This is a genomic window from Sediminibacterium goheungense, from assembly GCF_004361915.1.
Lineage (GTDB): Bacteria > Bacteroidota > Bacteroidia > Chitinophagales > Chitinophagaceae > Sediminibacterium > Sediminibacterium goheungense.
This window is the reverse complement of the sequence record NZ_SNWP01000010.1, coordinates 49,490-65,362: the sequence shown is the minus strand read 5'-3', so window position 1 is coordinate 65,362 and position 15,873 is coordinate 49,490. Positions and strand designations below refer to the sequence as shown.

Annotated in this window: 16 protein-coding genes and 1 tRNA gene; 9 read left to right on the top strand and 8 right to left on the bottom strand. The window is 43.1% G+C overall.

What is annotated here, in order from left to right; all coding sequences use genetic code 11:
* Window positions 1-38 precede the first annotated feature (38 nt).
* From pnp to BC659_RS00275, 5 genes are all read left to right on the top strand, one after another.
* On the top strand, window positions 39-2,186 hold the full coding sequence (pnp, locus tag BC659_RS00295) for a polyribonucleotide nucleotidyltransferase (protein ID WP_133472587.1): 2,148 nt from the start codon (window positions 39-41) through the stop codon (window positions 2,184-2,186).
* 149 nt (window positions 2,187-2,335) lie between these two features.
* Entirely contained in the window at window positions 2,336-3,148 is an 813-nt protein-coding gene (prmA, locus tag BC659_RS00290) for a 50S ribosomal protein L11 methyltransferase (RefSeq protein WP_133472586.1), read from the top strand.
* A gap of 80 nt (window positions 3,149-3,228) precedes the next feature.
* Window positions 3,229-3,888 (top strand): glycerol-3-phosphate 1-O-acyltransferase PlsY, encoded by a 660-nt coding sequence (gene plsY / locus BC659_RS00285; RefSeq protein WP_133472585.1) that lies wholly within the window; start codon window positions 3,229-3,231, stop codon window positions 3,886-3,888.
* Window positions 3,889-4,205: 317 nt separating this feature from the next.
* Complete coding sequence (locus BC659_RS00280) at window positions 4,206-5,009, top strand: M48 family metallopeptidase (RefSeq protein WP_133472584.1); 804 nt, start codon at window positions 4,206-4,208, stop codon at window positions 5,007-5,009.
* Between the two features lie 279 nt (window positions 5,010-5,288).
* Window positions 5,289-5,951, top strand: a complete 663-nt coding sequence (locus BC659_RS00275) for a YdeI/OmpD-associated family protein (RefSeq protein WP_133472583.1) — start codon at window positions 5,289-5,291, stop codon at window positions 5,949-5,951.
* 157 nt (window positions 5,952-6,108) lie between these two features.
* Here the strand turns inward: BC659_RS00275 and BC659_RS17170 are convergent, their stop codons facing one another.
* The 3 genes from BC659_RS17170 to BC659_RS00260 form a co-directional block, all read right to left on the bottom strand.
* Window positions 6,109-6,342, bottom strand: coding sequence for an anti-sigma factor family protein (locus BC659_RS17170; RefSeq protein ID WP_484346117.1), 234 nt, complete (start codon window positions 6,340-6,342; stop codon window positions 6,109-6,111).
* A 13-nt stretch (window positions 6,343-6,355) separates the two neighbouring features.
* Window positions 6,356-6,910 (bottom strand): sigma-70 family RNA polymerase sigma factor, encoded by a 555-nt coding sequence (locus BC659_RS00265; protein WP_162847305.1) that lies wholly within the window; start codon window positions 6,908-6,910, stop codon window positions 6,356-6,358.
* 94 nt (window positions 6,911-7,004) lie between these two features.
* Window positions 7,005-8,273: an aminotransferase class V-fold PLP-dependent enzyme gene (locus tag BC659_RS00260; protein ID WP_133472581.1), complete on the bottom strand. Its 1,269-nt coding sequence runs from the start codon at window positions 8,271-8,273 to the stop codon at window positions 7,005-7,007.
* A 165-nt stretch (window positions 8,274-8,438) separates the two neighbouring features.
* Here BC659_RS00260 and BC659_RS00255 point away from each other — a divergent pair.
* Window positions 8,439-8,522: transfer RNA gene (locus BC659_RS00255), tRNA-Leu, on the top strand.
* 84 nt (window positions 8,523-8,606) lie between these two features.
* On the opposite strand, the gene hscB is transcribed toward BC659_RS00255, so the two are convergent.
* Window positions 8,607-9,098 carry a Fe-S protein assembly co-chaperone HscB gene (gene hscB / locus BC659_RS00250; protein WP_133472580.1) on the bottom strand — a complete coding sequence of 164 codons (492 nt, stop codon included), beginning with the start codon at window positions 9,096-9,098 and terminating at the stop codon, window positions 8,607-8,609.
* Window positions 9,099-9,247: 149 nt separating this feature from the next.
* Here hscB and BC659_RS00245 point away from each other — a divergent pair, with 149 nt between their 5' ends.
* Complete coding sequence (locus BC659_RS00245; protein ID WP_133472579.1) at window positions 9,248-10,447, top strand: NAD(P)-dependent oxidoreductase; 1,200 nt, start codon at window positions 9,248-9,250, stop codon at window positions 10,445-10,447.
* 76 nt (window positions 10,448-10,523) lie between these two features.
* Here the strand turns inward: BC659_RS00245 and BC659_RS00240 are convergent, their stop codons facing one another.
* Window positions 10,524-11,243 (bottom strand): tRNA1(Val) (adenine(37)-N6)-methyltransferase, encoded by a 720-nt coding sequence (locus BC659_RS00240; RefSeq protein WP_133472578.1) that lies wholly within the window; start codon window positions 11,241-11,243, stop codon window positions 10,524-10,526.
* A 60-nt stretch (window positions 11,244-11,303) separates the two neighbouring features.
* Between BC659_RS00240 and BC659_RS00235 the strand changes: the two genes are divergently transcribed.
* Window positions 11,304-11,765, top strand: a complete 462-nt coding sequence (locus tag BC659_RS00235; protein ID WP_133472577.1) for a response regulator transcription factor — start codon at window positions 11,304-11,306, stop codon at window positions 11,763-11,765.
* Between the two features lie 121 nt (window positions 11,766-11,886).
* Window positions 11,887-12,399, top strand: a complete 513-nt coding sequence (locus BC659_RS00230) for a DUF4199 domain-containing protein (RefSeq protein ID WP_133472576.1) — start codon at window positions 11,887-11,889, stop codon at window positions 12,397-12,399.
* 126 nt (window positions 12,400-12,525) lie between these two features.
* Here the strand turns inward: BC659_RS00230 and BC659_RS00225 are convergent, their stop codons facing one another.
* From BC659_RS00225 to BC659_RS00215, 3 genes are all read right to left on the bottom strand, one after another.
* Complete coding sequence (locus BC659_RS00225) at window positions 12,526-13,272, bottom strand: succinate dehydrogenase/fumarate reductase iron-sulfur subunit (RefSeq protein WP_246027054.1); 747 nt, start codon at window positions 13,270-13,272, stop codon at window positions 12,526-12,528.
* Window positions 13,273-13,336: 64 nt separating this feature from the next.
* Window positions 13,337-13,687: a four helix bundle protein gene (locus tag BC659_RS00220; protein WP_133472574.1), complete on the bottom strand. Its 351-nt coding sequence runs from the start codon at window positions 13,685-13,687 to the stop codon at window positions 13,337-13,339.
* Window positions 13,688-13,827: 140 nt separating this feature from the next.
* Window positions 13,828-15,801 (bottom strand): fumarate reductase/succinate dehydrogenase flavoprotein subunit, encoded by a 1,974-nt coding sequence (locus BC659_RS00215; protein WP_133472573.1) that lies wholly within the window; start codon window positions 15,799-15,801, stop codon window positions 13,828-13,830.
* Between the last annotated feature and the right edge of the window lie 72 nt (window positions 15,802-15,873).

Genomic DNA, 15,873 nt, shown 5'->3' with positions numbered 1-15,873 from the left:
CCGCCTGTACAGCCTGATCCCAACTACAAAAAAGAATTATGTTATCACAACCAATCAGTGTCAGTTTTGATCTCGGTGGCAACCGCATCGTTACCATCGAAACCGGTAAACTGGCCCGTCAGGCAGATGGCGCCGTTACCGTGCGTCAGGGCAACTGTGTGCTTTTAGCCACTGTTGTTGCCAATAAAGAACCCAGGGAGGGACAGGATTTCTTCCCTTTGAGTGTTGATTACCAGGAAAAGTTTGCTTCTGCAGGCCGTATTCCCGGTTCATTTTTTAAGCGTGAAGCCCGTCTGAACGACTATGAAATTCTCACCAGCCGTTTGATCGATCGTGCATTACGTCCATTATTTCCAGAAGATTATCTCTGCGATGTGCAGGTACTCGTAAGCCTTATCTCCAGTGATGAAGAAGTATTGCCCGATTCACTGGCTTGTCTGGCTGCATCAGCTGCACTGGCTGTTTCAGATATTCCCATTAAAGAAATCATCAGTGAAGTAAGAATTGGCCGTGTAGATGGTCAGTTTATCATTAACCCCACACGTTCTGAGTTAGAGAAATCTGACCTGGAATTCATCATCGCAGCTACGGAAAAGAATCTGATGATGGTGGAAGGTGAAGCCAAAGAATGTGGCGAAGCTGATCTGGTAAAAGCATTGGAACTGGCACATGATGCCATCCGTGTTCATATCAAGGCACAGGCAGAATTAAGAGCAAAGAAAGGTGTAACAACCATGCGCGATTATAAAAAACCTGAGCAGAATGAGGAGCTGAAAGCGAAAGTATATGCTTTTGCCAAAGACCGTGTGTATGAAATTTCACGCAAAGGTTCTGCCAAACACGAACGTAGCGATGCCTACAGTGCATTGAAAGATGAACTGATCGCCAGTTTGGGAGAAGATATTTCCGATCTGGATAAAAAACTTGCCAAGAAATACTATGAAGACCTGAAATGGGAAGTAGTTCGCAGCATGATCATCGATGACCGTTTCCGTCTGGATGGCCGTAAACTCGATGAGGTACGTCCGCTGGCCATGGAAGTAGATCCATTGCCAACACCGCATGGTTCAGCATTGTTTACCCGTGGCGAAACACAGTCGCTCACCACAGTAACATTCGGTACCAAACTGGATGACCTGCTGGTTGAAAGTGCAGCCAAATCAGTAGATTCTAAATTCTATCTCCATTATAATTTCCCGCCATTCAGCACCGGAGAGGTGAAAATGATGCGTGGTCAGAGCCGTCGCGAAGTAGGGCATGGTAATCTTGCCATGCGCTCGCTGAAGCAGATGATGCCTGATAGCAGCAACTACGCATACACTGTACGTGTGGTGAGTGATATTCTGGAAAGTAATGGTTCATCATCAATGGCTACCGTTTGTGCCGGTTCACTGGCGCTGATGGATGCAGGTGTACCTGTACCTAAACACGTAAGTGGGGTAGCTATGGGATTGATTACCCGTGAAGATGGTAAATATGCAATCCTGACGGATATCCTGGGCGATGAAGATCATCTGGGTGATATGGACTTTAAAGTAACCGGTACCCGCGATGGTATCTGTGGTGTTCAGATGGATATCAAAGTAGATGGTCTGAGCATGGATGTAATGCGCGAAGCATTGGAGCAAGCTCGTAAGGGTCGTTTACATATCCTGGATGCTATGTATGAATGTATTCCTGCACACCGTCCGGATGTGAAGCCACATGCGCCACGTATGGTGAAACTCATCATCGACAAAGAATTTATCGGTGCGGTAATCGGACCTGGTGGTAAGGTAATCCAGGAGATTCAGCGCGAAACCGGCACTACTATCAATATCGAAGAAGTAGGCAATACCGGTGAAGTAAGCATTTTCTCAGCCAATAAAGAATCTGTTGATAAAGCAGTAGCATGGGTGAGAGGTATTACTGCAACACCTACGGTTGGAGATGTATATGAAGGTCCGGTAAAAGGTATCAAGGAATTTGGTGCTTTTGTGGAATTCATGCCAGGCAAACAGGGTTTGCTGCATATCAGCGAAATCAGCTGGAAGCGCCTTGAAAGCATGGAAGGACTCTTCAACGAAGGCGATATGGTAAAAGTGAAACTGGTGGGTCTTGACCCCAAAACAGGTAAATTCAAACTCAGCCGCAAAGCACTGATGCCGAAGCCTGAAGGTGGAAAGCCCCGCGAAGAAGAAGCCTGAAGAACCGAGTAATATTGAATAACGAATATTGAATATCGAAATAAGACCTCCTGAACATCAGGAGGTCTTATTGTAACCACCCATTCATCACCATATACTCAACGCCACAGGCGGATGTCCCCCCATAATTTTAAAATTTTCAAATTTCAATGAATCATTACCAAATCCTCATTCCCGTAACAGAAGAAAGTATCCGTGAGTTATTGATTGCCCAACTGGCAGAAGCTGGTTTTGATGGTTTTGAAGAATCGGAAACAGCGTTAAAAGCTTATGCTGAAGAAGAGAAATTCAATGAAAATGAATTAAAGCAAATAATTGAGCAAATGAATCTAAGTTATTCTAAATCAATTATTAAAAAAGAAAATTGGAATGCAGTCTGGGAATCAAATTTTGAACCCGTGCTGGTAGATGATTTTGTGGGAATCAGGGCAGGCTTTCATGCGCCCCTTACCGGTATCCAGCATGAAATTGTGATTACCCCCAAAATGAGCTTTGGTACAGGTCACCATGCCACTACATTTTCGGTGATGCAATTGATGCGGGAGATTGATTTTCAGGATAAAACTGTGTTTGATTTTGGAACCGGAACCGGTATTCTGGCCATCCTCGCTGAAAAACTGGGAGCTACAGCAATACTGGCCGTGGATTATGACGACTGGTGCGTAGAGAATGCTTCAGAAAATACTTTAATAAACAAATGTCAATGTATTGATATTCAAAAGAATGATACTGCTTTTGTTGATAAGCCATATGAAATTGTAATTGCAAATATTAATAAGAACATCATCCTTGATAACCTGCCACTACTTGCTAAATCTGTCATACCTGGCGGAGAGATCATACTGAGTGGTTTGCTGCTGGAGGACGAAAACGATATAATAACCGCCTGTAAACCATTGGGTTGGCAGCATATCAAAACCATCCAAAAAGGGGCGTGGATAGCCATGCGACTCAGGGGCTAATTTTCCCCATTGGGGTATGTTAAGTTATCATTATCTTCATTTTAAGTATATTTGTACTTCCAAACTTCAACCACCCCCCGATGAATGAACTATTGCTCATTGCTCTGGCTTATATGATTGGATCGGTTCCCACCGCTATTTGGGTCAGCAAATCATTTTTTGGTATTGATATCCGCGACTATGGCAGTGGTAATGCCGGCGCCACCAATACCTTTCGTGTACTGGGCTCCAAATGGGGAAGCTTTGTAATGCTGGTGGATGTGATCAAAGGCGTAATCGCTACCTCTCTTTATATCCTTTTACCATATTACCTCACCAATGAGTGGGACAGAACCAACCTGATGATCGGGCTGGGACTGGCTGCGGTACTGGGACATATTTTCCCTGTCTGGGCTAATTTCCGGGGGGGTAAAGGGGTGGCTACTTTATTAGGGATGGCCGTTGCCATCCAGCCATTGGTAGCTTTATGTTGTATCGGTGTTTTCCTGATTGTATTATACCTCACCCGATTCGTATCCCTGAGTTCTATTCTGGCGGGTATATCATTTATGGTATTCATTCTATTTATTTTCAATGAGGAAGAAACCCTCTACCGCATATTTGCCGTACTGGTTGCACTCATGGTAGTGCTAACCCATCAGAAAAATATTTCGCGCATCCTGAAAGGAACAGAAAGCAAAGTGCCCATCCTCCGCCACCGCGACCGCCGCCGCCTTCGCCGCGACAGGTTTAAAAACTGATTTTTGTAATCATTTGATCGTGAATTGTCAATTTGAATAGCTAAGCTGGTTAGTGTTTACTCACCCTCTACTATTTTACTGATTAATGGTGGTCGATTATTCACCATTGACCATTCACCATTCACGATAAGCTATCTTTGGCAGGATTTTTTCTATATTCCAATAGATTTACGAGGCTTACAAGAAAATGCCTTTTATCGGTTGAAGCATGGAGCAGACTATGAACCGATTCTTGTAAGTTATTACGGGAAAGCTATAAAAGCCGGGCCTGCATGTTTGCTAACTTTGAAGATATGTGTAATTCAAAATTTATAACGATGAAAAGAATGTTTCTTATTGCAATTGTACTTGTAACAATAAGCAGCAGCTGTCACCGTAATGCCATAACGGGAAGAAACCAGTTAAGTCTCATACCTGAATCTGAAGTACAGGCCATGGCATTTACCCAGTATAAGGAGTTTATGACCACCAACCCCGCTGTGCCTGCGGCAAATAAAGATGCTGCCATGGTAAGCAGGGTAGGCAATAATATCATCGGTGCCATTAAAAAGTACTATGCTGAAAAAGGATTGAGTAAGGAACTGGAAAGCTTTCAGTGGGAAGTGAACCTTGTCAATAACAAAGAACCCAATGCCTGGTGTATGCCAGGAGGTAAAATTGTAGTGTATACAGGCATCTTACCTTTAACCCAAAACGAAGCGGCATTGGCGGTGGTAATGGGACATGAAGTAGCACACGCATTGGCACGCCATGGTAATGAAAGAATGAGTCAGGGATTGTTTCAGCAAATGGGAGGCCTTGCCCTTTCGGCAGCTCTTTCATCCAAGCCGGCAGAAACACAGAACCTCTTTATGACATCTTATGGTATCGGTACCAATATCGGTGTTATGCTACCCTTTAGCCGGAAAAATGAACTGGAAGCCGATAAACTAGGCCTCATGTTCTCTGCATTGGCCGGATACGACCCACGGGAAGCCATTGCTTTCTGGCAACGTATGTCGAAAGCCAGCAGCGGCAACAAACCACCAGAGTTCCTCAGTACCCATCCCGCCGATGAAACCCGCATCGCTGAGCTAGAGAAGATTATGGAGGAAACCGTGAAGCAGTTTTATAAGAAGTGATTGTGAGTTGTGAATGGTCAAAGGGTGAGTAGTCAGTAGTGAGTAAGGTGGGGGCTGAAAATTTGCCTTCGTAGGAAAATAGCTTCCGGTCTTGCGGACTTACGGACTCCCGGACCCGCCCATACATATTATATTTTGTTCATATAAAATAGTATTTACGGGCATTTTCTGTTAAAAAATCGGTCAAAACACAAAATACCCACCAATTGTTTGCGGAAAGCAGTAACATTTTTTTAACTTTGCATTCCTTTTGTTCATCCTGCTAATTTGTTTTTAGGCATGTCAAATCAGACCGTGTTGGAAAAGTTGCAGTTGAAGGATGAGAAGAACCTGTTGATTCAGGGGCTTCCTTCAGCTATCGAAAAACAGTTTGCCAAGTTAACCTACGCCAAAAATGTAACCCCTCTGCTGAAAAGCAAAAAGGTGGATTTTGCATTGGTATTTGCTATCAGTCAGCAGCAGTTGAATAATGTATTGTGCGAGGTAATTCCTGCACTGCATGAAGATAGTAAGCTATGGGTAGCCTATCCCAAAACCACTAGTAAGATCGTTAGCGACCTGAACCGTGATTGCAGTTGGGATTGTCTTACCAAAAAGGAATATGAGTCGGTTAGAATGGTGGCACTGGATCATGTATGGAGCGCAATCCGTTTCAAGAAAACCGAGAAAATCCCTAACCGTTCACGTGCTTTTTCAGAAGTGAAAAGTCATGAAATGGGTGTCGACTTCGAAAAAAGACTGGTAGTGGCCCCGGTTGAACTGGAAAGACTGTTCACCAAACATGAGGAAGCCAAAGAGTTTTTCAGCTCATTATCATTTACCAACCAGAAAGAATACGTAACGTGGATACAGGGAGCCAAAAAAGAAGAAACCAAACAGCGTAGACTGGAAACAGCATTGGAAAAATTACTCGCTGGTAAGAAAAATCCCTCGGAGAAATAAAAGATAGAAAATAAGGAATAAGGAATACGAAATAAAGAATAAGAAAGTTTTTATATTAAATGTCGGATGATGAATAGTCATTCGACATTTTTTTACTCGGATAGCTATGATGCTAAGATAGAAGTATGATAAAAGTCTATCCTGTTCATCCCTCAAATCATAGTTTATCCCAGTTCATTTTGCTCTTCGCCTCCTCAGAAAGTTTATCCGTACACTCAACATGTTTGGCCTGATGAGCAATAATTTGTGATTGTTTTTCGAATAATCTACAAAAGCTGCAGATGGCCAAATGAGAGCTCAACTGAATTTTTTCTATCCAGCTTAGTTTACCCTCTTCCTTTTTCGAGGAGAGATAAGTTGCTTTTTTACAGGTAATACTAAATAATCCCATGGTTATAAGGTTGTTAGGGAAGCTGAATCCAGTTTTTTTCCAGGCAGGCCCTCAATCCCAGCTTGGCTCTGTGAATCAATACCCAATAGTTAGACGGTGTAATGTTCAGTGCCTTACAGATTTCATCTGCACTCAAATCCTCCATGTACTTCATGATAAATACAGATTGCTGCAGCGTTTGTAGCTTTTTCTTACATTTTTCAAAAACCGTATAAAACTCTTTCTGCTGCAAGGGGTCACTGGCAGCGGTGCCCCAGTTGGAAGGACCATCCTGATCGGTCCAGTGTTCATGCTGGTCAAAGAAAATATCAGTAGCATCCTTATCATTACCTGTTTGAATCAGGTCTTTTCCTTTTTTACGGTAATGATCAATGATCTTGTTCTTAAGGATGGTGAACAACCAGCTTTTTTCCGAAGCCTCACCCTTAAAGCCCTCTCTCGCTTTCCACGCACTAAGAAAAGTTTCCTGCACAAGATCCTCAGCCACCTGTGCATCATTCACCCGCGGTCGGGCATATGCAAAAAGCATATCAGCGTAATTGGAAACCCATTTGTCGGGAGAAAGCATAAAGTTTGATTTTTTGATCTTTGATTTTATCATTTGGCAAGGATCAAAGATGCTGTAATATAAATCAAGAAATCAAAGATCAAAAAATCAAAAATCAGGATCCCAGTTCTTTGAGTGCTGCCACCAGCGTATCGAGTTCCTTTGTGGTTGTGTACAGGTTAGGGGTAATGCGGCAACCCTGAACATTGGCTTCCGGACGATCGATGGCTACGGTGTAAATTTTATATTTATTTAGTAAGCTGGCTGCGAGGTCAGCAGGTTTCATCCCCTTCACACCCACGTTTGCAATGGCACAACAACGGGCCGGATCGTCAGGGGTGTTGATGATAATATTCGGCAACTGTTTCACCTGTTTGAGCCAGTATTGCTGCAGGTATTGTAAGCGGGCCTGTTTTCTTTCGGCACCAATCATTTTATAATGTTCGATGGCATAAGGTATGGTGATATCGGTTGCCACGGGATGCGTACCGGTATGGTTGAGTCGGGCAATACTTTTGTCTTCTCCTTCTGATGGTCCGAGCAGGGGCCAGGTTGTATGAATATGTTCCTTTTTTATATACAGTAAGCCGGCACCTAGGGGTACGCTTAACCATTTATGTAAACTGGCACCATAGTAGTCGCAGTTGAGTTCGGGTATTTTGAAATTGAGTTGGGCAAATGCATGAGCGCCATCAACCAATACCTGCACCCCTTTGCTATGGGCCATATCGCAGATTTTCTTCACAGGCATTACCTGACCGGTAATATTCACTACATGGCAAACCATGAGTAGCTTGGTTTTGGGTGTGATGGCATTGGCATAGCGTTGCACCAGTTCCTCATCGCTTTTGGGATTGTGGGGAAGAGAGATAACCTTATTGACCACTCCATGTCTTTTGCCCACCAGTGTAAACATATCGAGCATGGCTCCATAATCCTGTGCGGCCATCACGGCTTCATCGCCCGCTTGCCAGGGGAAGCCTCCGATAATGGTATCAAGCGATTCGGTGGTATTACGGGTAATGACCAGTTCCTCGGCAGTACAACCTGCCAGTTCGGCCAACGCGGCATTGGCTTTCTTTTTGTTATCGCCCTGCACCGTACGCATATAGTAGGGGCCCTGATAATTAACCTCCCGGATATTTTTGATATAGGCATCGAGAATATTTTCGGGCAGGAAATTATAATAACCATTTTCCAGGTTGATATAATCGGGTTTCAGTTTGTATCCGCTTCTGATGACGGACCAGAAATTTTCATCATCGGCAATTTCAGCAGGAGATAATTCCTGGTATTGGTTGATCCATTCATTCATAGCGTTGGAACTTAAGGGTAGGGCAAGCCCCGCCAGAGAGATTGATTTCAGGAAATCGCGTTTATGCATTGGGTAAAGTTGTACTGAAAAGTACAGTTTTCTTGCATGGGAGGTAAAAATTATTGATGAAGCTTATGAACAGGTGGAAAATGTTCCTTTATGTCAAATGCCCGGTTTTTTAGCTGGTATTATTGCGAGTTTCTCAGATTCTTTCCCTAATATTGCAACCCCAATGCCCAGATGGCGGAACTGGTAGACGCGCTAGACTCAAAATCTGGTTATCGCAAGGTAGTGCAGGTTCGATTCCTGTTCTGGGCACAAAAAAGCAGTGATTCATCACTGCTTTTTTTATGGGTAAAATTCATTTTCCAATTTTCAAATTCACAATCCGCCTCAGGTGGATCAAATTATCAAATTATCCACCATCCTGTCAATATACTTCTTCTTAAAATAATACTCCTTCACCTGCAACAACTCTTTTTCGGTAGTAACACCTTCCTGATAATTTGTAATAATCGTTTCCACATCGGCATATAATTCTTTTTTTAGCTGATCAATCTTTGATTGAATGGCATCTGTCATGCCTCCTTCCATTTCCTCATTCAATTCCATCACTTCCATCAGAAAATCGGGAGAAAGCTGGTATTTTTCTTCTTCCTCCAATAAACCCTTTAACTGTAATACATATTGAAGGGTAGCATCCGGATCTTTCAATGTTTTAAAAGCCTTGTTTACCTGTGCCGATACCTGCAAAGCCTCTTCCTGCTCAGCAGCAGAAGCCTGTACAAACCTGTCTGGATGGTATTTGCGCTGCAGTTCAAAATATTGCTTCGACAGACCACTGGTATCTATCGAAAGGCTGATGGGCAGGTTGAATAGTTCGAAATGGTTCATAGTATTTTAGTCCGAAAGTCCGTAAGTCCGAAAGACGGAAAGTAGGGGGACTTTGTATCGGAAGAAAGGTAAATATATAATACTGATCTTCAGACTTCCGGACTCACCGACTTTCGGACTTCTCACTATCTTGCCACAAAATTAGTCGAATGCTTGTTATCGGACTTATCAGAGAGGGAAAAATTCCGGCAGACAACCGGGTGGCACTTACGCCGGGGCAGTGTAAGTGGATGCAGAAGCATTTGCCCAACTGTAAAATACAGGTACAAAGTTCACCCAACCGCTGTTTCAGCGACCAGGAATATATAGATGCCGGTATTGAAGTAACCGAAGACCTATCGGATTGTTCTATTTTACTGGGTATCAAAGAGGTACCTGTGGATATGCTGCTTCCTGATAAAACCTATCTTTTCTTTTCCCATACCAAAAAGAAACAACCCTATAACCGTGGATTGATGCATGCCATGATCGATAAAAAAATCACCCTGATCGATTATGAGTGCCTTGAGCATGAAGACGGACAACGCATTATCGGTTTTGGTTTTTTTGCAGGTATTGTAGGTGCACACAATGGCATCATGTGTTATGGTAACCGAACAGGGGCTTATCACCTGAACAGGGTGGTGGAAGTAAAAGATTATCGTCAACTTATTCATACCTATTTCGGTCTCAAATTACCCAATATTAAAATAGCGGTTACCGGTAGTGGCCGTGTGGCACATGGTATACTGGAAATTATGAACCTGATGGATGTTCAGGAAGTAGAACCGGATGAATACATGGACCGCTCATTCAGTTATCCGGTATATGTACACCTGAAAGGTGCCAATCTCTATCGCCATACCATCAATGGAACCTACCAGCGAGATCATTTTCATGCCCATCCTGATGAATATAACTGTGTATTCAGGCAGTATTATGCACATACAGATATACTCATGAATGGTATTTACTGGGATCATCAGATTCCCCGTTTATTTGAAATGAAAGATTTACAGGACCTGGCCTTCCGTATCCAGACCATCGCAGATATTACTGATGATAAAGGTGGCAGTGTGCCCTGTAACCTTGGCGATGCCACTATCGATGATCCGGTATATGGGGTTGATAAAAATAGTTTTACCAAAACAGCACCCTACCTTCCTGGCGGTGTTGATGTAATGGCAGTGGGCAACCTGCCCAATGAATTACCACGTGATGCCAGTAAATATTTTGGTGAACAGTTGATCAAATATGTGCTGGAAGATTTATTGAAAGGAGGTGCTGAAACCATTCAGCGCGCCACCATTCTGCAAAACGGACAACTCACATCGCATTTTACCTACCTGTCGGATTATGCGACCCGATAAAATCTATTGCCACTGAAAGCAAAGAAATACACTGAACGATTCTGTGGACTTCTGTGCTTTCAGTGGCAATATAATGTTACAAATACAAATAATAATCCTGTAACAAAGCTGTGAAAGCCGTTGTATAAGCACCTCCATTTTTAATCAACATAGTTCCTTCAACAGGAACTTTCTTTTCTCTCCCGAATAAAAGCATCACCCTGAAAGGCCCATGCTTGTCTGTTTGATGAACCGAAACCTGTTCATGTAACCAAAAATCATTTTTGGCCGCCAGTGCCAAACAATCAGCAAGTCTGTGATAAGGTAAGAGCACTGCAAATAATCCATCCGGATGAATACATCGTATCACATGCTCCCAGAGTGTTTCTAAGGTAAGTCCGGTATCATGTAAAGCCAGGTTTCTTTGCTGGTCCTGACTCCTAAGGTCCTGTTCAAAAAAAGGTGGATTGGAGAGCAACAGATTATAATGGGTTTGAGACCATGTATTGATGGCTGCATGGTGTACCGATATCCTGTTTCGCCAGTTGCTGGCTTCAGCATTTTCGGTTGCCTGCGTAGCAGCATCTGCATCTATATCAATAGCATCGATATGTCCCTCAAATTGCTGAGCCAGCATAAGTGCCAGTAAGCCTGTACCTGTTCCAATATCCAGTGCCCTTGAATCCTTGTCGTACTTGTTTTCTTTTGTCTTACTGGTTACCCACGCACCAAATAAACAGGCATCCGTACATACTTTCATGGCTGCTTTCTGCTGCTCTATGCGGAACTGTTTAAACTGAAAATAGTCATTGGGCATTTGGCAAAGGTAGGCAGCTTTGCCGCTTAGTTATTATCTTAGGAGCAAGGCAGTGATAATATGATCAGAAAGAACCGGCTCATTATAGGATATGGTATAAGTCTAGCTGTATTATTGGCCCTTTTACGCTGGATGGAGCTGAAATACCTTTTGTATGAACATGCATTCATGGTGTATGCGCTGTTGATAGCAGTCATATTTCTTACTGTTGGTATCTGGTTATCGAAAAAGCTCACACGTCCCAGGGTAAAAACAGAGATACAGGAGAACATCATTTATCGGGACAGCACTGCAGCGTTTATTCGCAATCAGTCTATGATTGATGAACTGGGTATCAGCTTTCGTGAACTGGAAGTATTGGAACTGATGGCGACGGGTTATAGTAACCAGGAAATGGCTTCGCAATTGTATGTTTCGCCCAATACCATCAAAACACATCTGTCGCGGATATTCGAAAAACTGGAAGTGGGTAGGAGAGCGCAGGCCATTGAGAAAGCCAGAACACTGGGTATTATTCCATAGTATAAGGTACCAAAGGGTGAAAACAGGGGTAAAAAACTAAAATCACCCGAAAGTATGAACCGTATTTTCTGCACCAGACCGATTTTGCGGTTCATTCATCAAAACCAATAAAACAACGCTTATGAAAAAAGTAGTTCTCATTAATGGTATTATCGGCGGTTTGATTGTTAGTACGCTGATGGTATTGTCAACACTGTATTTTAAAAGTACCGGTGATTTCGAAAATGGAATGATCTATGGTTATGCCTCCATGATCCTTGCTTTTATCTTCATTTTCGTAGGGGTAAAAACTTTTCGTGATAAATACAATAACGGTCTTATCAGCTTTGGTAAGGCCTTTACCATCGGTATCCTGATTGCCCTGATTGCCTCTACTTTCTATGTGGTAACCTGGCTGATCGAATATTTTTATGTGTTTACGGACTTTGCAGAAAAATATGCTGCCGAAACACTGGCCAAAGCCAAAGCCGCTGGTGCAACAGAAGCTGAGCTGGCCAAACAAACAGCTGAAATGGCTCGATTTAATAAGATGTACAAAAATCCCTTTTTCAATGCCCTTATTACTTATATGGAAATATTACCCGTAGGTCTGGTAGTATCGCTCATCAGCGCTTTTTTTCTGAAGAAAAAATAAGCTTTGAGCTACGGGCTTCTAGCCGCTAGCTTCTAGTGAAAAGCTTACTACACAAAATAAAAAAGCATCCGGTTCACCGGATGCTTTTAAAAAGCTAGTAGCTAGCAGCGGCTAGTAGCTAGCAGCTTATTCAGCAGTCAGCCCCGCCATCAAATACTCCTGATTCAATCGGGCGATATTGCTGATAGAAATTTCTTTCGGACAGGTAGCTTCACAGGCACCGGTATTGGTACAGGCACCAAAACCTTCTTTATCCATCTGTGCCACCATATTCATCACACGCGATTTGCGCTCGGGGTTGCCCTGTGGTAACAGTGCGAGGTGCGATACCTTGGCACTCAGGAACAGCATGGCCGAACTGTTTTTACAGGCTGCTACACAGGCACCGCAGCCAATACACATGGCAGCAGCGAAGGAAGCATCGGCTTTATCTTTTTCAATGGGTAAGGCATTACCATCAACGGCGTTACCTGTGTTTACACTGATATAACCACCTGCCTGAATGATACGGTCAAATGCACTGCGGTCTACCATGAGATCTTTGATCACAGGAAATGCATTGGCTCTCCAGGGTTCAACAACAATGGTATCGCCATCTTTAAAAGCACGCATATGCAGCTGACAGGTAGTATTGGCTTGCCATGGACCATGGGGCTTGCCATTGATATACATAGAACAGGCACCACAAATACCCTCACGGCAATCGTGGTCGAAAGTAACCGGATCTTCGCCATCGCGGATCAGTTGCTCATTCAACACATCAAACATCTCCAGAAAACTCATCTCTGAAGAAATATTTTCAACCCTGTACATTTTGAACTCTCCCTTACTGGCACTGTTCTTCTGCCTCCACACTTTGAGATTCAAATTCATAACGTAGTGTTCCATGGTAACAATTTGAAAATTTGAAAATTTGAAAATTTGAAAATGAAAGCAGTTAAGCCATTTTTGAAGTAGAGATTATTTTTGAAAGAATCCTGATGATTTCATCAGCATCATTTCTAATCTGAACATCAAAATAATAGCCATCACTTCGTTCACATAAGATCAGCCAATATAAAGTTTCACTAGCTTCTTTAGAAGCAATCTTCATTTTGTGAACGAAGTCAGCTTTACTCTCTGCATTCTGTGCTTCACATACATTTGCACCAATAGAAGTAGCAGATCTTAGCAACTGTTTAGCAATTACAAATTTCCTGTTTTGTTCAAGAACTTCTGTGTATCTTATGATCTTTAAAGAAAACGTAATGGCTTTCCTCACGATCAAATTATCTCTATCACCTCTCATAAATTTGAATTAAAAGTTATTGAAATAAATTTCAATTTACGATCAATTCAAATTTACTCTCCCGCTTCGCCTGACTTACTAGTAATGATCTGATAAAGGGCAATTTAATTTCCAAATTTCCAAATTGCCACATTTTCAAATTATTTATAATTCCGCTGGCTAGGCTTAATCACATCATAGTTCAACGCTTCCTTATGCAGTTCCCACTGGTGTTCACCTTTGTGTTCCCAGGCGGCTACATACATATAGTTGGCATCATCACGCAATGCTTCACCCTCTTCGGTCTGTGATTCTTCACGAAAATGTCCGCCACAGCTTTCTTTGCGATTCAGCGCATCGAGACACATCAGTTCACCCAGTTCAATAAAGTCGGCAACGCGGTTGGCTTTATCGAGTTCAGGGTTCATGCCATTGATTTCACCCGGAATACGTACATCACTCCAGAATTCTTTTTTCAATGCCTGAATTTCAGCGATGGCCTGTTTTAATCCTTCTTCATTTCTGGCCATGCCACATTTATCCCACATAATCTTACCCAGACGCTTGTGGAAGCTTTCTACAGACTGTTTACCCTTGATATTCATTAACTGATGAATCCTGTCGCTAACTGCTTTTTCCGCTTCTGCGAAAGCAGGGTGGTCGGTAGCAATGGCTTTGCTGTAGATTTCATCGGCCAGATAGTTACCTATGGTATAAGGTATTACAAAATAACCATCGGCAAGGCCCTGCATCAGTGCAGATGCGCCTAAGCGGTTGGCACCATGGTCACTGAAATTGGCTTCACCCAGTGCATACAAACCGGGTACGGTTGTCTGCAGTTCATAGTCAACCCACAATCCACCCATTGTATAGTGTACGGCAGGGTAGATGCGCATGGGTACTTCATATGGATTCTCTCCGGTTATTTTTTCATACATATCGAAGAGGTTACCATATTTTTCTTTCACCACTTCTTTACCCATGGCGATAATTTCTTCAAGGCTGGCATTGTTTTTACCTTGTTTATTGGCTTCTGTGCGACCATAACGTTCAATAGCGGAAGCGTAATCCAGGTATACTGCCTGTTTAGAGGATCCTACACCATAACCTGCATCACATCTTTCTTTGGCAGCACGGGAAGCAACATCACGGGGAACGAGGTTACCAAATGCCGGGTATCTTCTTTCGAGATAGTAATCTCTTTCTTCTTCAGGTATATCGGTAGCCTTACGTGTATCATTTTGCTTTTTAGGCACCCAGATGCGCCCATCGTTACGCAGCGACTCAGACATCAGGGTAAGTTTAGACTGATGATCGCCGCTCACCGGAATACAGGTAGGGTGGATCTGTGTAAAACAGGGGTTGCCAAACAAAGCACCCTGTTTGTGAGCCTTCCATGCTGCAGTAACGTTGCTGCCCATAGCATTGGTAGAGAGGTAGAACACGTTACCGTAACCACCGGAACAGAGAAGTACTGCGTGTCCGAAATGGCGTTCCAGTTCACCGCTAACCAGGTCACGGGCAATGATACCACGGGCCTTGCCATCAATCTTAACGATTTCCAGCATTTCATGACGGCTGTACATTTTCACATTGCCGAGTGCAACCTGGCGCTCAAGGGCCTGGTAAGCGCCTATCAGTAACTGTTGACCGGTTTGTCCGGCGGCATAAAAAGTTCTTTGTACCTGAGTACCACCGAATGAACGGTTACTCAGTAAACCACCATATTCACGTGCAAAGGGAACACCCTGTGCCACACACTGGTCTATAATATTGGCACTTACTTCTGCCAGACGATGAACGTTGGCTTCGCGTGCACGATAGTCGCCTCCTTTAATCGTATCATAGAAAAGACGAAATACACTGTCACCATCATTCTGATAGTTTTTGGCGGCATTGATACCTCCCTGGGCAGCAATAGAGTGCGCACGACGGGGAGAATCCTGGAAGCAGAAAGCTTTTACTTTATATCCCAGTTCACCCAGTGAAGCTGCAGCAGAGGCACCAGCCAGACCAGTACCCACAATAATCACTTCCAGCTTACGCTTGTTTGCTGGATTCACCAACTTACAGTGCCCTTTGTAATCTGTCCATTTCTGTTCTAATGGCCCGGCAGGAATTTTCGCATTCAGCATACGAGACGATTTTAATGAAAACTAAAAATTCAAAACTCAAAACTCAAAAAGAATATCCATTCAGCTTACCGA